Raw genomic sequence first — 16235 nt, forward strand, 5'->3', positions numbered from 1 at the left:
CCTTCAACTCCAATCAGATGGATTTATCTTTCAAATACAACCTTTCCCGCCTTTATTGTTTTAACTACATCGCCAAAGACCCTATATCCTTCAAAAGGAGTATTCTTGCCCTTGGATAAAAATTTATCTTTTTGTATATTGTGTTCTCTATTTAAATCAAGTAATACCAAATCTCCATCATAGCCTACAGTTATCCTTCCTTTTTTCACACCTAATATATCAGAAGGATTTTTAGACATTATCTCTGAAAGTCTGTTCAAAGTTATATGTCCACCCTTCACAAGGTTTGTATAACATAGACTAAAGGCAGTTTCTATTCCCGATATGCCTGGTGCTCCCTGCATTTTGTCTTCACTAGTATGAGGAGCATGATCCGTACTTATGGTATCGACCCAGCCATCTTTAATGGCTTCTATTAAAAAATCCCTGTCTTCTTTTGTCCTGATAGGTGGATTTACCCTATAGTCATTTTCATAGAGTACTATATGATGTGGTGTAGCTTCACAGGTTATATTAAATCCCTTAATTTTACCTTCTATTATATATTCCATAGCCTCCTTTGTACTTACATGGGCTATATGCACAGCACAGCCTGTAAATTGGGACAATGCAATATTTCTCCAGGTCATTATATTTTCAGCTAATCTCATATCTATATTCGAAAGAGAGTGATCCTCTGAATGACACATAACTATCTTCCCTAACTCCCTAGCCTTTACCATAGCTTGAAGCATAACACTGCTGTCTGCTACATCTTTTCCATCTTCGGATATTATCTTAACCCTGTTATCCAACTTATCCAAATGACTTATATCTTTTCCTCCAAAATTGTCAGTTATAGATACACACTGATGTACATCTATAAGTCCCAACTGCCTTGCTCTGTTTAAAACATAGTCTACAATATCCATACTGCTGCAAACAGGGTTTGTATTTGCCATAAGATTAACCATGGTATATCCTCCCTTAACTGCAGCCCTGCTTCCACTTTCTATATCCTCTTTTCTGGTAAACCCAGGTTCTCTAAAATGTACGTGGAGATCCACAAAAGAGGGCATAACTACCAATCCTTCTCCATCTATTTTAAGACATCTCTCATTTAAGTTTACCCCTATTTTATTTATAATTCCATCAGCTATATAAATATCTCCTATAAAGTCATGATAATAATCAACTATTCTAGCTTCCTTTATTAGAAGTTCCATATTTAATCCTCTCCTAATCTTAAACCATTTTATAACAATAAATTCTCATATATCTGGTCACAGTACTCACATCTATATTCTCCTGTATTTTCATCTACCAGTTTAAAAATGTGAGGTATGTTTTTTTCTACAGAAGTTACACACCTTGGATTTTTACAGGTAATAATGTTTTCCACCCTGTTTGGCAGCTTTAACTTTATCTTTTCATATATTACTTCATCTTTTATAATATCAATTGTTATATTAGGGTCTATAAATCCAAGTACAGCCAAATCCAATTCTATATTATTTTCTATTTTAATTATATCTTTCTTCTTCAGCTTCTTACTTTCCGCATTCATTATAAGGGCTACAGAATAATCAGCTTTATTAAGATCCAAATATTCATATATTTTCATTCCGTATCCTGCTTTTATATGATCAATTACAATTCCATTTTTTATACTATTAATTGTAAGCATTATATAATCCCTCCTACTGAATTCCAAGTAATTTTGTCATTAAAGCCATTCTAACATACATACCATATTTAGCTTGTTTAAAGTAATATGCTCTCGGATCCTTGTCTATTTCATAGGAAATTTCATTAACCCTAGGTAGTGGATGAAGAACTATCATGTCCTTTGATGCCCTGGACATTTTTCTCTTATCAAGTATATAACTATCCTTAAGTCTTATATAATCTTCTTCATTGAAAAACCTTTCTTTCTGAACTCTAGTCATATATAATATGTCCAAAGATTCTATGGAATCTTCCAAATTTTTAGTTTCTTCATATTTAACATTTTTACTATTTAATTCTTTTTTTAAATAATTAGGAATTTTTAATTCTTCTGGGGATATTAGTGTAAAACTATTGTTTTCATATCTTGACATGGCCTTGATAAGTGAATGAACTGTTCTTCCAAATTTCAAATCACCACAACAGCCTATTTTTAGATTGGATAACTTTTCCTTTATGGACTTAATAGTTAAAAGATCTGTAAGAGTTTGGGTAGGATGCTGGTGCCCACCATCTCCCGCATTTATAACAGGTATAGGAGAATACATAGCCGCAATTTTTGGAGCTCCTTCTTTAGGATGCCTCATAGCAGCTATATCCGCATAACAGCCAATTATCCTTATTGTATCTGCTATACTCTCACCTTTTGAGGCTGAACTGGATCCTGGTTCTGAAAATCCCATCACTTTTCCGCCTAATCTCAACATAGCTGACTCAAAACTTAATCTGGTTCTGGTACTTGGTTCATAAAACAAGGTGGCCAGAAGCTTTCCCTGACAAATATGTGAAAATTCCTTTTCCTTTGATATTATTTCATTTGAAAGTTTAAATATTTCTTCTAATTCTTCTATGGAAAAATCCATTACGTCAATTAAATGTCTTCCTTTTAACATTTTGTTCCTCCTTGTCAGCATCTCTGTGCTAAATTTAAAGGCTTAAAAAAATGCCTTCCTCTTTTGGAAGGCATTATTATACCATAAATATAATAACAACATAATTTTATCCTGCCTTCCTAGCTTCACGGAACTAGTCTTAAAGGTTCAGTACTAAATTTTGTCTTGCCCATATTATCATAAATTAAATTTAAAGTCAATACCCACATTAAAAGTAATTATACACAACTATTTAACATATACCTTTAGAAGAACACCAAGTTTATATTTAGGAAGTGTTGTTTATGGATAATAATCAATCCTTTCATACTGTAAGAGGATATGAAATTTTAGAAAAAGAAAAAAACAGTCTTACTCACAGTATGGAAGATTACCTGGAAATGATCTATAGATGCTACCTAGAAGAAGGTTATGCCCGTACAAATAACCTGTCAGAATTATTAAACGTAAAAGCATCTTCTGCAACTAAAATGGTTCAAAAATTAACCAAATTAGGATTTGTTAATTATGAAAAATATGGAATTATACAACTTACGGAAAAAGGTACAAAGGTGGGAGAATTTCTTTTAAATCGCCATATTATAATTGAACAATTTTTAAATATAATAGGAGTTGAAAAAGACATATTGATAAATGTGGAACTCATAGAACATAATATAACTTCAAATGCATTAAAAAAAATTGAAACACTAAATAATTTTTTCAAAAGCAATTCAACCATACTAGAGAAATTTATTCAATATCAAAGGGAAAGTCATGGAAAAGAATTATAATCACATAAATTTCACACAAATTTTTGATATTTATACAACAAAGGGAAGATATAATTTGATATAAGATCAAAGAGAACATTAAAAATAGAGTGACATTCTCACGTTAAATAATCAAAATAAAAAGGTGGTACGCTGATATGAGTATAAAAAAAGCAGTAATTCCCGCTGCCGGTTTAGGAACAAGATTTTTACCTGCTACAAAGGCTCAGCCTAAAGAAATGTTGCCAATAGTAGATAAGCCTACAATTCAATATGTAGTAGAGGAAGCCGTTAATTCCGGTATTGAAGAGATATTGATAATCTTAGGTAAAAATAAAAAGTCTATAGAAGATCATTTTGACAAATCCGTAGAACTTGAAGATGAATTAAAAAACAGCCATAAAGATGGACTGCTTAAATTAATTCAGAATATAAGTAATATGGTGAATATATATTATGTACGCCAAAAAGAGCCAAAAGGATTAGGTCACGCTATAAGTCTTGCCAAAGCCTTTGTAGGCAATGAAGCTTTTGCAGTTATACTAGGGGATGATATAGTAGATAGTAAAGTACCCTGCCTGAAACAGTTGATTAACTGCTATAATAATTACAATACTTCCATTATAGGCGTACAATCTGTGAATAAAAAAGATGTATCTAAATATGGAATTATTGAAGGCATCCAAATAGATGATAGAGTTCATAAAATAAAAAATATGATAGAAAAACCTAAAAAAGAAGAAGCTCCCTCCAACATTGCTATACTTGGGAGATATATAATAACCCCTGAGATATTTGATATACTTGAGAGAACTAAGCCCGGAAAAGGTAACGAAATTCAGCTTACAGATGCATTAAAAGAATTACTTAAACAAGAAGCTATATATTCCTATTCCTTTGAGGGCAAAAGATATGATATAGGTGACAAGCTAGGATTTATCGAAGCTAATATAGAATATGCCTTAAAACGCACGGACTTAAGGGAAAATCTTGTTTCTTATATTTTAGACATCAATAAAAAATTAGGATTAAATTTTTAAACTGCGAGAGAGGCTAAAAGCCTCTCTTTTTGCTAGTCTTTCACATCATGTATTTTTTGCTCAATCATCTTGTTATACTCATTTAAAATCAAATCTAATCTTTGACTTTCTCTGACTATATCCGGATCAAGCAAATTTTTCTTGCTTTCAATGGTTTTTACTAATTCGACTCTTAATGCTTCTATTTCCCTTAATATGTCTTCAATTTTACCCATAAAAAAACACCTCCTTTCGGAATCAGTATAAACTATCATAAAAAGGATGAGTTTTTTTATTTATATTAAGTTTAATTAACATGAAATATGAAAATCAAAGATATTTCTATCCAAATACAAAAAAATAAAAACCCTGACTTGAAAATCAAGCCAAGGTTTACATATGTGTTTGAAGTACCCTTTATACAGCTGCTTTAGGTTTACTTTCATCTTTTTTCTTTATAACACTCATTAAACCAGGAATTATCAAAAGTATACCTGCCGGAATATAAAGATAAGTTATACATAAAAGTCCTCCTAAAGCTGCAACAATCATAAACGCTCCTCCAAGTTTTCTTTTATCTTTTACAATTAAAGCGCCTATGATCCCCAGTATGGATAAAACTATAGCTCCTATGCCAAAATTGTTCACTGTAACTGCTCTGTCAACATGAAATACAGATGCCAATCCTCCAATGTTCATTGAATATATACTTGCTATGATTCCTAAAATACCTCCAATAAGTCCCAAAACCAATTCCACTGTCTTTTTGTTTTCCATAACAACTCTCCTTTCATATATATTTTATTACATTATATCAAATAATTTACTTTTTGTCTATTTTATCCATAAAAAATATATATTCTAAATAAAATAATGCTATCCTAACCTTCTGACTCTCTTACTGCACAGAATTTAAAAACACTATAAAAAGGATTTTTACCTTTTAACCATATTATTAAATTATGTGGTAATATTATTAATAATAAATTAAAATGAGGTGTTAATTATGAAAGTATTACTTATAAATGGAAGCCCAAAAGCAAGAGGATGTACTTATACTGCTTTATGTGAAATAGCAAAAGAACTGGAAAAAGAAAAGATTGAAGCAGAAATTTTCCACATAGGAAATAAACCTATTATAGGTTGTACAGCCTGTAACAATTGCTTTAAAACTAAATCCGGTAAGTGTGTATTTGATGATGATACTGTAAATGTGGCCTTAGAAAAGGCTAAAGAAGCAGATGGTTTTATATTTGGTTCTCCCGTACATTATGCATCTGCATCTGGTCTTATAACATCTTTCCTTGACAGATTTTTTTATGCAGGAGATTGTTTCCAATATAAGCCAGGAGCTGCAATTGTAAGCTGCAGAAGAGGAGGCGCAACAGCTGCCTTTGAACAGTTGAATAAATATTTTACCATTTCAAATATGCCTGTGGTATCCTCTCAATATTGGAATATGGTCCATGGAAACACTCCAGAAGAGGTAAAACAGGATTTAGAAGGAATGCAGACAATGAGAACACTGGGGAAAAATATGGCCTGGCTTTTAAAATGTATCCAGGCAGGAAAAAAGGCGGGAATTTTATTACCTGAAAAAGAACCAATGGCAATTACTAATTTTATAAGATAATCACATAACAAATATTTCACATAATACCTGGCTTACAAAACTATTTAACAAGTAAAATTTATCATAGAGAAAAATATCCCTTGTATTATGTGAGATAACCATATATTTATTTATATTAAGATATTTTTAAATCTATTATTTTACCAAGCACCATAAGTGCTGCTGAAAAAGTAATAGAAACCACAGCAGTATTTAAAAATGCCTGAGGCAAAAAATAACACAATACACTTAAAGAAAAAGTAATCGCTATAGAAATACGTTTTACTTTTCTTCTCCACTGATCACTTTTTATCCTCTTATTAACATTATCTACAGGAGCAAAAATACACACAAGTATAAAGGATATACCAAGCAAAGCTATTAAAACCATTTTATTAATTAAAATATATTTACCCATAAAAATTATAGCTGTGAATGTAATAAACGTAATAAAAAAACATCCCCAATAAGTTTTGGCATGGTATCCACCAGTAAATAATCTAATAGGGCAAAAAAATAGAAGAATTACTAAATAGTATTTGTGAAGAGAAAATATCCAGAATATTATAAAATAAGGGATAATTTTTGTTATCTCATCAATGATACACTCCAGTCCATAAGCTATTTTTTTTAGTTCCAACTCTGAAAACTCTGGATTAGTATCAGCAATTTTATTTACCACGCAGGTTATAAATCTATCCATTTAGCCAATCCTCCATTTTAAATTTTACTGTAAATTTGGTCCTTTGGGGAGTGCTCTCTAAGAATATACTGCCCTTATTCTTCTCAACCAACTGTTTGATAATATATAGTCCAAAAACATGTCCATCTTTTTGTTCCTTTTTTGTAGAAAAACCTTTTTCAAAAATCTTTGTCTTTATGCTTTCTGGTACTTCATTTCCATTATCAGCTATTTCAATACAAAAATTCATGTCCTCTTTAAAAGTAGTGATTGATATTTCTTTATTTTTTACAGAAGATTCATCAAAAGCTTCAAAGGCATTATCTACAAGATTACTTACAATACTTATCAATTCATCTTCTCTAATTTTTATTAGACTAAAGGGTTCTTCAATTATAACTTTAAAATCAATGTTGTTTTTCATGGCATAATTGTTCTTTATGGACAACATACCATCTATGTAATCGTTCCCTGTGTCTAGATACCTGAAAGAAGCATGTATTGTGTGGGAGATTTTCTTTACATAATCGTTTATTCTCTCCACAGTATTGGGTTTGTTGAGCAAGCAAAGTCCCTGTATAACATTTATGTGGTTGGCAAAATCATGCTTTTCCTGTCTTATTATGCTTATTATTTCCTCCATATTTTTAATTTGCTGTTTCTGCACCTTGTAAGTATTATTTATATTTACAAGCATTTCTTTTTCTCTTAGTCCTTTGAATTTTGCTATTAAAAATATAAAATACAACATGAAAATAAAGATATTATAGGTTTGAATATTTTCTATATTAAAAATACTAGAATTAGCACAAAACATAAAGACACTAAATACTCCTAATTCAATTATTAGATTAGCAAAAATTTTTCCTTCTTCTTCAAATAATTTGAGTTTTATAAAATAATAATTAAATTTCAAAACCAAAGCCACAATTATTATTTGTAATATCTTAGTACATATTGCTAAAATCCAAAAGTAATTAGAAATTGAAAAAATTTGTTCCAAACTCACACAAAATATAGACATTTCAATTACTTCAACAAAATTTTCTGTAATAAAAATTATTGTGAAAAATAAACAAAGAATTATTGAAGAATCAATCATTTTTATTTTCATAATATAGCTTAACAATAAAATACCGCCAATCAAAACAACTGGTGTATGAGATGCCATGGACATATTAAATGTACTCCAATAAGTTATACATATATAAAATATACAAAATAATACTGATCTAATTTTATTTTTTACTACAAATCTTTTGTCATTATATAATGCCTGAAAGATTCCTAAAATGAGCATAGCCTCTATAAGATCCACTATTATCTCTCTTATACCCTCCATAGTTGCCCTCCTTTGTTTGTAGAAATTTTTGTAAAAAATATGATTAGCAATCATTTTTTGTGAAAACTCTTAATCATACTTTTACAAAAATTCCTATAATTTATTATTTCAAAAGTTCTTCAGGACATTTAGGTTGGTGAACTCCTCCTCCTGAGGTCACAACCACAACAACTGCGGACAAAAATAAAGACACATTTCCAAGTACCTTCAAACTATTCCTTAATAATTTCCCTTTTAAAAACTTCATTTTTACTCCTCCTTAAATAATTTGTAATTTAAGCAATTTTAAGCATTTTACTGTATACATTCTACAATATTTTATTTTTTCCTTCTTAATTATTAAAAAAAATTAAAATTATTCGAATTAAATAAATACTGCGAAATTCTGCTCACTTATTAAATATACTGGCTTATATTTAAATAATCCGTTATGCTGATATTGTATAATTAAACATATGTTATACAAATTTATTTTTTTTAGCTAAAATTCTCCATTTTTGTCCATTATAAAATGTAACTTCTCCTTCTATGAAATCCTCTTTCACAATTTCAATCCATCCACTGCCATTTACCATTTTAATCTTATCCATTCCAAGCCATCTAAATGTGAATTTTTTACTACTGCCCTGATATATAATTTCCCCTGTTAAATCCCCTGTAAGAGCCCCAAGTTGAAGCTGTCCTCTTCTATTCTCATTAATTCTTATGAAAGATTGCATTTCCATATTTATAACATCACTATTAATTATTTTTATTTCATAAACATCCCATAGTCCTTTAAATTTCATATATTCATCTCCTTTTATTATCCTTTTAAACCACTTCAATAAAAAGAGATACCTTCGTTAAAGTATCTCTTTTCCATTATACTATTAAAATAACTTCATTCCCTAATAAACCTACATAATATTTAAACTCTTTCTAAGACTTGGTATTATATTGCAGAGCTTCTCTACCTTCATCTCCAGTACTTATGCGTATAACATTTTCCACATTATAAATAAATATTTTTCCGTCACCCATTTCTCCTGTGTGAAGAACTTTTCTTGCAGTTTCAACAACAAGTTCCACAGGCACTTCACAAACCACCACTTCCACCTTTACTTTGGGAAGTAGATTAATGTCCATGGTCAATCCCCTATAATACTCCTTATGACCCTTCTGCACCCCGCAACCTAAAACATTTGTAACAGTCATTCCTGCAATACCAATTTCATTTAATGCATCCTTCAATTCATCTAACCTAGCTTTAGAAGTAATAATATCTATTTTTGTAAGTTTGTCAGCCATTGTTTTACCTCCCTTTTAAATATATACTTCAGTTTTTACCATAATTTAAAATAATGATATATAAATAACATATGCTGTATTCAAGAGTATAGTCCTCCATAATTATAATCAAATAAGTAATATTGTAAAAATTATTAATATTCTTAACTTTAATGAAAACATTATCTGAAAGTATATATTTATATTCTATAAATAGATTTTATACTATTTTACAAAAGCTTTTCAACTATATTTACACATTTAAATTATTTTTTATAGACCAAGTCCTCCATAAGCCTCTTCTCCATGTTCTGTTACATCAAGACCCGTCTGTTCATTTCTATCACTAGCTCTCATACCACTTAAAGCATTAATTATTTTAATTACTACAAATGTGCCTACAGCTGAATATGCCATACTTGATAAAATAGCTATGAGCTGAATCCCTATCAATCTTGGATTTCCATGTATCAACCCATTGGCACCTGCTGGATTTATGGATTTCCAAGCAAATATTCCTGTGGCTATTCCGCCCCATATTCCCCCTATGCCATGACATCCGAATACATCTAGTGCGTCATCATATCCAAGTTTAGCTTTAACAAAAGTAATAGCTATATAGCATACGGTTCCTGCCACCAGTCCAATAACTACTGAAGCCATAGGACTTACAAAACCCGCTGCAGGAGTTATGGCTACGAGACCTGCAACTATGCCGCTGACAACACCAAGGGAAGTTACTTTTCTTCTATATATGTATTCGCAAATGGTCCAACTTACAACAGAAGTTGCAGCAGAAGTATTGGTAGTTATAAAAGCATTTAGTGCTACACCGTTTACAGCCAGTGCACTTCCTGCATTAAATCCATACCACCCAAACCAGAGTAATCCAGCTCCTAAACAGGTTAATGGAAGACTGCTGGGTTTACCCACGTTTTTTCTTTTTCCAAGCATCAATGCCGCAACAAGTCCCGACACACCCGAACTTATTTCCACCACATTACCCCCTGCAAAATCCAAAGCTCCAAGGTTTTTAAGCCATCCTCCTGCTCCCCATACCCAGTGAGCAATAGGATCATATACTACTGTCGTCCAAAGAAATAGGAATAAAACCCAATGAATAAATTTCATTCTCTCTGCAATAGAACCCGATATAACTGCTGAAGTTATTATTGCAAACATAAGCTGAAACATCATAAAGGCCTGCTGTGGAATTGTACTGGAATAATCTGCATTTGGTGCAATTCCAACTCCCTTCAAACCTGCAAAATTTAATCCTCCTATTAATCCTCCAATATCTGTTCCAAAACACAATGTATATCCTATAAATATCCATTGAACAGAGATTACTGCCAGAGCCGAATAACTGTGAAGAGTGCTATTTAACGTATTCTTGCCTCTAACCATACCTCCATAAAACAAAGCTAGTCCCGGAGTCATAATCATTACCAGAACTGTACTCATAATCACAAATACAGTATCTGCTCCATTCACTCCACTCATAAAAATACCTCCTAAAAATAAAATAAAAAAATAAAGTATTATATAAATAGTTTTTAAAGGCCTTTTAAAAAACTATTTATATAATACTAATTTTTGTGCAAATTATCTATAGTTATAGTAAAATTTTTATTGATTCACTAATTATTTTTTATTTTTATTGATAATTGCAAAATTCAATTCATATATTAACCTAAAAGAAATCTAATATTCATCATTTGTTAATTTAAAACATATAATTTTATTATTTTTAAATTTTATAAGTATAATTTTTCTTAATTAGATGAATATTATTTTAAATTTTTATAATACAGTTTTTTCTGAAGTACTAATTATACCTAATTTCCTGCTGTTATATAAAGACAGAAGAAAAACTGTGATTAAAAGTAAAATTCCATTATCTGTGAGAAGAATTACCAAAGAATGTATAATAACAAGGGTTATAACTGCATTCACCGGACTTTCATTTTTATTCAGATGTGAAAGATATACCGGCAGTCTATTTCTTGCTGCACGAATGGCACTCATTCGTGAAGTTGCTCCAACTACCATAAGATAAGTACATATACAGAGAGCTACTGCAATAACTCCCATTATGAATGGAGCAGACCCACCAAACAATGGATAACAGCGGCAATGAAAACTTTTATCCAAATGGCATCTACCATACCACCCCCAACTTCCTGGAAATGGGGTAACACCACTGTATCCTTTTATTTTAGGCTTTCTATATAGTTACCTAAATCTCTCCTTCATCTGTCTTTCTATATCTCTTTTTGCAGCTTTTTCAAGCATTGAATCCCTTTTATCATAGTTCTTCTTCCCTTTTGCCACTGCTAAATTTACTTTTACTCTGCCATTTTTAAGATAAAGAGAGAGAGGCACAATAGTGTAGCCTTGTTGCGAAGTGTATCCAAGCAGTCTGGCTATCTCTTTCTTATGAAGAAGTAATTTTCTGTCCCTTAGAGGATCTTTATTAAAAATATTTCCCTTTTCATAGGGACTTATATGCATATTGCGTATAAATATCTCTCCATTTCTTATTTCTCCATAACTGTCTTTTAAATTGGACTTTCCCGCTCTTATAGATTTAACTTCCGTTCCAACTAATTGTATTCCAGCTTCCATTGATTCTTCAATGAAATAATCATGTCTTGCCTTTCTATTTTCCGCAAGAGTCCTATTAGTGGATTTATTTTTAGCTGACATAGTTTTTTATCCCCCCTTAATATAAGAATGACTTTATTCCCTCCACTACCTTTTTCTTTTGTCCAAAGGCTACCATTGCTAATATCCCCTCTTCTTCAAAGTGGAGGATGAGCGCTGCTGTACCCCTGGATAAGTTCTTACCCTACTTGATTACTTCAAAATATATCTCGTGGGCATCCAAATCAACCTTTGATACGTTAATTCTAACCTCATCCCCCAGTTTATAGATATTTCTGGTCCTTTCCCCTATAAGACTCAAGTGCTTTTCATCGTATACATAATAGTCATCTTCCAGGGTACTTATATGAACCAATCCTTCTATAGTATTTGGAATTTCTACAAACATTCCAAAGTTAGTCACTGAAGATATAATGCCATTAAATTCTTCCCCTATTCTTTTACTCATATATTCAGCCTTTTTCAAGTCATCTACTTCTCTTTCCGCCTCCTGAGCCAATCTTTCCATATCAGAAGACTGCCTTGCAGCATAATCCACTTCCTTTATTAATCTCTTTATCCTATTATCCGTTAATTGGCCATTTATAAATTCTTTAATTATTCTATGGATAATAAGGTCAGGATATCTCCTTATAGGAGAGGTAAAATGACAATAGTACTTTGCTGCCAATCCAAAATGTCCTATACATTCAGGAGAATACCTAGCCTGTTTCATAGAACGAAGCATCAAGGTACTTACTACAGTTTCCTCCTTCTTTCCCTTCACTTTTTCTATTATATCCTGAAATGTTTTTGGATGAACATCTTTTCCCCATCTCACCACATATCCCAGGTTATGAATAAATTCATTAAAATGCATTAACTTTTCTTCATCAGGATTTTCATGTACCCTAAATACAAAGGGTAAAGAAGTCCAGAACATATGCTCTGCTATAGTCTCATTACATACCAGCATAAATTCTTCTATTATTCTGTTTGATATTCCTCTTTCATAAGGTTCAATCTTTACAGGTACCCCAAGTTCATCAAGAGTTATCTTACACTCCTCAAAGTCAAAATCTATGGCCCCCCGCATCATTCTTTTTTTATTTAAAATTATACAAAGTTCTTCCATAAGCTTAAAGGTATCCACAAGTTTTCCATACTTTTCTATAGTTTCCTGGTGACCCTGAAGTATTTTTGTAACATCAGTATACGTCATTCTTTCGTTGCTTCTTATCACACTTTCTACAATATTATGTTCTATGACTTTGCCATTTCCATCTATTTTCATAAAACAACTTAAAGTTAATCTATCTGTATCTGGATTTAAACTGCAAATTCCATTGGATAACTTTTTAGGTAGCATAGGTATAACCCTATCTATGAGATACACCGAAGTTCCTCTTTTTAATGCCTCCTTATCCAGAGGATTTTTTTCCTTTACATAATAGGATACATCTGCTATATGTACTCCCAAGTAATAACTGCCATCAGGAAGTTTTTCCAGGGATACTGCATCATCTAAATCCTTGGCATCTTCTCCGTCTATTGTAACAGTGAGTATATTCCTTAGATCCATTCTTCTTTCATACTCTTTATCCGGTATTCTCTCTGGTATACCCTCTGCATAGGATTCAACTTTTTTTGGAAATTCCTCTGGAAGGTTATTCTTTTTTATTATAGTTAATATATCTATACCTTTTTCTCCTTTTTTCCCTAGCACGTCAACTATTTTTCCCTCTGGGTTCCTTCTCTTGTCAGGCCACTGGGTAATTTCTGCAATTACAATATCCCCTGTTTCAGCCTCTTTTTTACAATTCTTGGGTATAAATATATCTTGATATATACGCTTTTCCTCCGGTACAACAAATCCAAAATTTCTGCTGTTTTCAAAAGTTCCTATAACTTTGCTGTTTGCTCTTTCAAGTACCCTTATTATTTCCCCTTCACATTTTTTTTCCGTATTTCCCTGCTTTGTTATTTTTACTACTACCTTATCTCCGTTCATAGCTCCATTTAATGAGGATGATGGTACAAATATATCCTTATCTCCATCATAGGGTATTACAAATCCATATCCTTTTTGATGACCCTGGAATTTTCCGGTTACAAGACCCATCCTATCCGGTATTCCATACCTGTTGGTACGTGTCTTGACTATGTTTCCCTCTCTTTCTATTTCGTCTACTATTTTTTTAAAATTTTTAGTATCTGTTTTTTTTATACAAAATACTCTCTCTAATTCTTTTATATTCATGGGCTTATAAGCCTGTTCTTTCATAAAATCTACAATAGCTTCTTTTATGTTCATTTTTTCACCACCTTCTATATATATTGATATTAGAAATAAAACAATATTTCTTATTATAAAAACATTTTTACGTATTTTCTGTATTTTATATATCCTAATGATATATTATGTCCATGTTATAAGTCAATATATTCCCTCAACTGTAAAATATTTTATAACATATGCCTTATTAAATGCTAAAAAAATAAATAGAGCATAAACTTACCCTATTTATTGTAAACTTTATTCAAATTATTTTACCATGTTCTGTACTATACATATAACTGCAAATAACACAGCCAAAAGAACAGTTGTTCTGGACAGCATTGCTTCTGAAGTTCTGGATTTATTTTTTGAATAAAAACTTTCAGAAGGTCCCCCTGATATAAATCCACTTAATCCATTGGTTTTACCTGGCTGCATCAATATAACTCCTATAAGTATAACTCCTATTATAAGTTGTGCAATTATTAAAAAAATATGCACAGACTCCACCTCCTGCCATTACATAGGAAATAATTAACCTAAATTGATTTCACATATGGTATATGCATCATTACATTCCTTTTTAGCTACCTCATTGTAGCACATATATATTAGAATTGCAATTTTTAAAGATTTTAAAAAAATCTTTAAAAATTGCAATAGTATCTAATCTAAATTTGGTTATTTAATATTATAGAAGGTATCCATGCCTCTATATTCAGCTGTTTCGCCAAGTTCTTCCTCTATTCTTAAAAGCTGATTATATTTTGCCACTCTTTCACTTCTAGCCGGAGCACCAGTCTTTATCTGTCCTGCATTTACTGCTACAACCAAATCAGCTATGGTAGTATCTTCTGTTTCCCCTGATCTATGGGATACTACTGCAGTGTATCCTGCTCTTTCTGCCATTTCTATAGCATTTAATGTTTCTGTAAGAGTTCCTATCTGGTTTAATTTTATAAGTATGGAATTTGCCACTTTTTTATCTATGCCTTTTTTCAATCTTTCCGTATTGGTAACAAATAAATCATCTCCTACAAGCTGTACTTTATCTCCCAGCTTTTTAGTAAGTATGCTCCATCCTTCCCAATCTTCTTCTGCCATGGCATCTTCTATAGAAATTATAGGATATTTATTTACAAGAGTAACGTAATAGTCTACCATTTCTTCTGAATTTAAAATTTTCCCCTCACTCTTTAAATTATATTTTCCATCTTCATATATCTCTGTAGAAGCAGGATCCAAAGCTATGAATATATCCTTTCCTGGCACATATCCACTTTTTTCTATAGCTTCAACTATTATTTGTATAGCCTCTTCATTAGAATTTAAATTTGGAGCAAAACCACCTTCATCACCTACACCTGTATCCTGTCCCTTAGATTTTAAAAGTGCCTTTAATGTATGGTATACTTCTGAACTCATTCTAAGTGCTTCTGTAAAGCTTGGGGCACCAACAGGCATTATCATAAATTCCTGAAGATCCACATTATTATCTGCATGTTTTCCTCCATTTACTATATTCATCATAGGAACAGGCAGAACCTTGGCATTTACTCCACCTATATATTGGTATAAACTAAGTCCCAGATATTTAGCAGCAGCCCTTGCACAAGCAAGAGATACCCCTAAAGTGGCATTAGCTCCTAATTTAGCCTTATTATCAGTACCATCAAGTTCTAACATGGTTTTATCTATTAACACCTGATCAAATACATTCATTCCAATAAGTTCTTCTGCTATATAATTATTTACATTTTCTACAGCCTTCAAAACACCTTTTCCCTTATAGTTTTCCTTATCTCCATCTCTAAGCTCCACAGCTTCAAATGCACCAGTAGATGCCCCAGAAGGCACTGCTGCCCTTGCCTCTGTACCATCTTCCAGTACCACTTCTACCTCCACAGTTGGATTTGCTCTAGAATCAAGAATTTGTCTTGCTGTTACATCTACTATCTCTACATAATTTCTCATGAATACTCACCGTCATACAAGTCTATGACGATTTTTCAACTCCTCTCAATACTTTATTTTG

Annotated in this window: 19 protein-coding genes; 3 read left to right on the plus strand and 16 right to left on the minus strand. The window is 31.6% G+C overall.

The features are described 5' to 3' along the window. Nucleotides 1–23 precede the first annotated feature (23 nt). From V7Q02_RS01840 to pyrB, 3 genes are read right to left on the minus strand one after another with little or no spacing between them, the layout of a single operon-like run. Nucleotides 24–1205: a dihydroorotase gene (locus V7Q02_RS01840; protein ID WP_333859253.1), complete on the minus strand. Its 1182-nt coding sequence runs from the start codon at nt 1203–1205 to the stop codon at nt 24–26. Between the two features lie 29 nt (nt 1206–1234). Further along, the gene (locus V7Q02_RS01845; RefSeq protein ID WP_333859254.1) at nt 1235–1666 is read right to left on the minus strand and encodes an aspartate carbamoyltransferase regulatory subunit; all 432 of its coding nucleotides are present in this window, start codon (nt 1664–1666) and stop codon (nt 1235–1237) included. A 13-nt stretch (nt 1667–1679) separates the two neighbouring features. Further along, on the minus strand, nt 1680–2600 hold the full coding sequence (gene pyrB, locus V7Q02_RS01850; protein WP_333859255.1) for an aspartate carbamoyltransferase: 921 nt from the start codon (nt 2598–2600) through the stop codon (nt 1680–1682). 284 nt (nt 2601–2884) lie between these two features. Between pyrB and mntR the strand changes: the two genes are divergently transcribed. Together mntR and galU are read left to right on the plus strand one after the other, a co-directional pair. Beyond that, nucleotides 2885–3373: a transcriptional regulator MntR gene (gene mntR, locus V7Q02_RS01855; protein ID WP_333859256.1), complete on the plus strand. Its 489-nt coding sequence runs from the start codon at nt 2885–2887 to the stop codon at nt 3371–3373. Between the two features lie 137 nt (nt 3374–3510). After that, on the plus strand, nt 3511–4392 hold the full coding sequence (galU, locus tag V7Q02_RS01860; protein WP_333859257.1) for a UTP--glucose-1-phosphate uridylyltransferase GalU: 882 nt from the start codon (nt 3511–3513) through the stop codon (nt 4390–4392). A gap of 32 nt (nt 4393–4424) precedes the next feature. Here the strand turns inward: galU and V7Q02_RS01865 are convergent, their stop codons facing one another. Next, entirely contained in the window at nt 4425–4607 is a 183-nt protein-coding gene (locus V7Q02_RS01865) for an aspartyl-phosphate phosphatase Spo0E family protein (RefSeq protein WP_333859258.1), read from the minus strand. Between the two features lie 181 nt (nt 4608–4788). Beyond that, entirely contained in the window at nt 4789–5148 is a 360-nt protein-coding gene (locus V7Q02_RS01870) for a DUF4064 domain-containing protein (RefSeq protein ID WP_333859259.1), read from the minus strand. A gap of 229 nt (nt 5149–5377) precedes the next feature. On the opposite strand from V7Q02_RS01870, the gene V7Q02_RS01875 reads away from it, so the two are divergent. Continuing rightward, nucleotides 5378–6004 (plus strand): flavodoxin family protein, encoded by a 627-nt coding sequence (locus V7Q02_RS01875; RefSeq protein ID WP_333859260.1) that lies wholly within the window; start codon nt 5378–5380, stop codon nt 6002–6004. A 115-nt stretch (nt 6005–6119) separates the two neighbouring features. Here the strand turns inward: V7Q02_RS01875 and V7Q02_RS01880 are convergent, their stop codons facing one another. From V7Q02_RS01880 to eno, 11 genes are all read right to left on the minus strand, one after another. Further along, on the minus strand, nt 6120–6686 hold the full coding sequence (locus tag V7Q02_RS01880; RefSeq protein WP_333859262.1) for an accessory gene regulator B family protein: 567 nt from the start codon (nt 6684–6686) through the stop codon (nt 6120–6122). After that, nucleotides 6679–8007, minus strand: coding sequence for a sensor histidine kinase (locus tag V7Q02_RS01885; RefSeq protein WP_333859263.1), 1329 nt, complete (start codon nt 8005–8007; stop codon nt 6679–6681). The genes V7Q02_RS01880 and V7Q02_RS01885 overlap by 8 nt, the downstream gene beginning before the upstream one ends. A gap of 103 nt (nt 8008–8110) precedes the next feature. Beyond that, nucleotides 8111–8254 (minus strand): AgrD family cyclic lactone autoinducer peptide, encoded by a 144-nt coding sequence (locus V7Q02_RS01890; RefSeq protein WP_333859264.1) that lies wholly within the window; start codon nt 8252–8254, stop codon nt 8111–8113. A 211-nt stretch (nt 8255–8465) separates the two neighbouring features. Then, entirely contained in the window at nt 8466–8795 is a 330-nt protein-coding gene (locus tag V7Q02_RS01895) for a hypothetical protein (protein ID WP_333859266.1), read from the minus strand. Between the two features lie 133 nt (nt 8796–8928). Continuing rightward, the gene (locus tag V7Q02_RS01900) at nt 8929–9297 is read right to left on the minus strand and encodes a P-II family nitrogen regulator (protein ID WP_333859267.1); all 369 of its coding nucleotides are present in this window, start codon (nt 9295–9297) and stop codon (nt 8929–8931) included. A gap of 252 nt (nt 9298–9549) precedes the next feature. Then, a complete protein-coding gene (locus V7Q02_RS01905) occupies nt 9550–10779 on the minus strand; it encodes an ammonium transporter (RefSeq protein WP_333859268.1) in 1230 nt (409 codons plus the stop codon). A gap of 300 nt (nt 10780–11079) precedes the next feature. Beyond that, nucleotides 11080–11430 carry a hypothetical protein gene (locus tag V7Q02_RS01910; RefSeq protein ID WP_333859269.1) on the minus strand — a complete coding sequence of 117 codons (351 nt, stop codon included), beginning with the start codon at nt 11428–11430 and terminating at the stop codon, nt 11080–11082. A gap of 81 nt (nt 11431–11511) precedes the next feature. After that, nucleotides 11512–11985 (minus strand): SsrA-binding protein SmpB, encoded by a 474-nt coding sequence (smpB, locus tag V7Q02_RS01915; RefSeq protein WP_333859270.1) that lies wholly within the window; start codon nt 11983–11985, stop codon nt 11512–11514. Between the two features lie 142 nt (nt 11986–12127). Then, nucleotides 12128–14236 carry a ribonuclease R gene (rnr, locus tag V7Q02_RS01920; protein ID WP_333859271.1) on the minus strand — a complete coding sequence of 703 codons (2109 nt, stop codon included), beginning with the start codon at nt 14234–14236 and terminating at the stop codon, nt 12128–12130. A gap of 231 nt (nt 14237–14467) precedes the next feature. After that, on the minus strand, nt 14468–14701 hold the full coding sequence (gene secG, locus V7Q02_RS01925; RefSeq protein ID WP_333859272.1) for a preprotein translocase subunit SecG: 234 nt from the start codon (nt 14699–14701) through the stop codon (nt 14468–14470). Between the two features lie 180 nt (nt 14702–14881). Beyond that, entirely contained in the window at nt 14882–16174 is a 1293-nt protein-coding gene (eno, locus tag V7Q02_RS01930) for a phosphopyruvate hydratase (protein WP_333859273.1), read from the minus strand. Nucleotides 16175–16235 lie beyond the last annotated feature (61 nt).

The organism is Clostridium sp. (genome assembly GCF_036781005.1).
Classification (GTDB): domain Bacteria; phylum Bacillota; class Clostridia; order Clostridiales; family Clostridiaceae; genus Clostridium_B.